At 67.8% G+C, this 3183-nt stretch carries 3 protein-coding genes; all 3 read right to left on the bottom strand.

Annotated features, from left to right (window positions below; all coding sequences use genetic code 11):
• Window positions 1-59 precede the first annotated feature (59 nt).
• Entirely contained in the window at window positions 60-875 is an 816-nt protein-coding gene (locus AC5RV2_RS16200; RefSeq protein ID WP_494093184.1) for a PPK2 family polyphosphate kinase, read from the bottom strand.
• Between the two features lie 138 nt (window positions 876-1013).
• On the bottom strand, window positions 1014-2228 hold the full coding sequence (locus AC5RV2_RS16195; RefSeq protein WP_494093183.1) for a pyridoxal phosphate-dependent aminotransferase: 1215 nt from the start codon (window positions 2226-2228) through the stop codon (window positions 1014-1016).
• Window positions 2229-2297: 69 nt separating this feature from the next.
• Complete coding sequence (locus tag AC5RV2_RS16190; protein WP_494093182.1) at window positions 2298-3182, bottom strand: ABC transporter substrate-binding protein; 885 nt, start codon at window positions 3180-3182, stop codon at window positions 2298-2300.
• Window position 3183: the final 1 nt, after the last annotated feature.

The following is a 3183-nucleotide window of genomic DNA, read 5'->3' as shown; positions in this document are numbered from 1 at the left end:
GGAACCGCCCGGTTCGCGGGCATCGGACCGGGGCGCGGCGGGGGCGCGGCGGGCCCGCGTTACGAGGCAGCCAGGCGGGCTTTTTCCGCCTCGACGTCGAAGTCCGCCGGCGGCCACTGCGGGTCGATGTCTTCCAGTGCCTGCAGCAGAAGCTCCTGCACGGCGATCCGGGCATACCATTTGTGGTCGGCCGGCACCACAAACCACGGCGCGTCGACGGTGCTGGTCCGCTCCAGCATGACCTGGTAGGCCTGCTGGTATTCGTCCCAGCGCCGCCGCGCGTCCACGTCGCCGGGATCGTATTTCCAGTGCTTGTCGGCCCGGTCCAGCCGCGCGCGCAACCGCTTGCCCTGTTCGCGCTTGCCCAGGTGCAGCATGACCTTGACCATCCGGATGCCTCGGCGGGTCACCATCGCCTCGAAGTCGTTGATCTGCCCGTAGCGTGCTTCCACCTCCGCGAGGGGCGAGAGCCCGTGCACGCGGTGGATGAGCACATCTTCGTAGTGCGACCGGTCAAACACCCCGATCATGCCGGGGCCGGGCAAGGCCCGCTCCACCCGCCAGAGGAAGTCGTGCTCCAGCTCCTCCGGCGTCGGTGCCTTGAAGGCCCGGTGGGAAATGCCCTGCGGGTCGGCGGCTCCGACCACGTGCCGGACGATCCCGCCCTTGCCGGAGGTGTCCATCCCCTGCAGCACCAGCAGGACCGCGTCCTGCGCCCCGGCGCGGCTCTGCGCGAAGAGGCGTTCCTGCAGTTCGGACAGCCGGCGGTCGGAGGCCCTGAGCAGGAGTTTCCCCTGGGTTCTGTCGCCGAGGAATCCGGGCGTGGAGCCGGTATCGACGCCGGCGAGGCCGAATCCCGGGCCGACCCGCAGCATCTCCGACGGCGTTCGCGTGAACTCGGGCAATCCGGTCTGTTCCACCTGGTCCTCCTGTTCGGCCGGCCGGCTTGGCCGCCGGTGCGGCTGGCGACAGCCTACCGAGCCGCCGGCGGCGCGGCTACGCGGACGCGGCCGTTACTGCCGGTATCCGGCCAGGAACTCCTCGATCCGCCCCACGGCTTCGGTCAGCACGTCCACGTTGGGCAGCGTGACCAGCCGGAAATGGTCCGGCTGCGTCCAGTTGAACGCCCGGCCGTGCGAGATCAGGATCTTCTGCTGCTTGAGCAGGTCCAACGCAAACTGTTCGTCGTCCTTGATCCCGTAGACCTCCGGGTCGAGCTTGGGGAACAGGTAGAGCGCGCCCTTGGCCTGCTGCGTGCTGACGCCGGGGATGGCGTTCAACAGCTCATAGGCTTTGTTGCGTTGCTCGAGCAGCCTGCCGCCGGGCAGGATGAGGTCGTTGATGCTCTGGTGGCCGCCCAGGGCGGTCTGGATGGCATGCTGGGCGGGCACGTTCGCGCACAACCGCATGTTGGTGAGCAGGTTGATGCCCTCGATGTAGTCCGCGGCCAGGTGCTTCGGCCCCGAGATGGCCATCCAGCCGCTGCGGAAGCCGCACACGCGGTAGGCCTTGGACAGGCCGCTGAACGTCATGACCAGCACGTCGTCGGCCAGCAGCGCCGTGTTCACATGCTCCGCATCCTCGTACAGGATCTTCTCGTAGATCTCGTCCGAGAACACCACCAGGTTGTGCCGGCGCGCCAGTTCCAGCATCCCCTCGAGGATGTGCCGGGGATAGACGGCGCCGGTGGGGTTGTTCGGGTTGATGATCACGATGCCCTTGGTGTTGGGCGTGATCTTCCGTTCGAGGTCTTCGAGATCCGGCAGCCAGCCCTCTTCCTCGACGCAGAGGTAGTGCACGGGGTGGCCGCCGGCCAGCGACACCGACGCGGTCCAGAGCGGGTAGTCGGGGGCCGGGATGAGCACTTCATCGCCGTTGTTCAGCAGCGCCTGCAGGCTCATGGTGATCAGCTCGCTGACCCCGTTGCCCAGGTACACGTCGTCCACGCCGATCTCTTGGATGCCGCGGGTCTGGTAGTACTGCGACACGGCGGTCCGGGCCGAGAAAATGCCGCGCGAATCGCTGTAACCCTGCGCGGTGGGCAGGTTGCGGATCATGTCCACCAGGATGGCGTCCGGAGCCTCGAATCCGAACGGCGCCGGGTTGCCGATGTTCAACTTGAGGATGCGCTGGCCCTCGGCCTCCATCCGCTGGGCATGCTCGAGGAGCGGACCGCGGATGTCGTAGAGGACGTTGTGGAGCTTGTTGGACTGCTTGAACTGGGCCATCCAACGATCTTCGCACACGGCACGCGCCGCCCCGGAGACCGAGGCGGCGCGTGAACGGGAGCCGGGAGCCTAGCCGGCCAGGCCCTTTTCCGCCAGCCAGTCCGCGGCGGCGTCGGCCGGATTGCGCTTCTCGTCCCCGCTGACCTGGCGGTTGAGGTCGATCAGGTCCTCGGTGGTCAGCGCTGCCGAGACCTCGTTGAGCACCTGGGCAGCCTGCTCGTCCACGGCGTCGCTGCGGATCAGCGGCAGCACCTGCTGGGCAATGAAGTTGTTCTTCGGGTCTTCCAGCACCACCAGGTCGTTGTCCTCGATGGACGGGGTGGTGGTGTAGATGTCGGCCACCTGGATCTTGTCGGTGATCAAGGCGTTGAGCGTGGTCGGTCCGCCGTAGTCGTTGATCGGCTCGAAGGACTTGGGCACGCAGCCGTAGTTGGCCTCCAGCCCCGGCAGCCCGTACTCGCGCTCGGCGAATTCGGGGTTGGCGCCGAGCACCAGTTCGCCGCACACCGGGCCCATGTCCTCGATCGACGTCAGCTGGTATTCCTCCGCCGTCGCCTTGGTCACGACCATCGCGTCCTTGCTCTCCGCCGACGCGGGCTCCAGCACGCCGAGTCCCTCGGGCAGGGCATCAGCCAGGGCTGTCATGACGTCTCCGGCGGAGGCCGCCGTCGCCTCGGTGTCCAGGAACAGCAAAAGGTTGCCGCTGTAGTCCGGGATGACATCCACAGACCCTTCCTGGACGGCGCTGACATAGACCTCGCGCGAACCGATGCCCGGTTGCGTGGTGACGTCATAGCCGGCGGCGGTCAGGGCGCCCGCATAGATTTCGGCGATGATCTGGCTCTCCGTGCCGCCGCTGGCACCGACCACCAGGGACCCGCCGGCGCTGCCTTCGGGTGCCGGCGTCGCGTCCTGCAGGGGGTCGGATCCCCCGCCGCAGGCGGCCAGCACCAGG

This window comes from Arthrobacter sp. Y3225116, from assembly GCF_059091245.1.
This window is presented reverse-complemented; position numbering and strand designations above follow the sequence as displayed.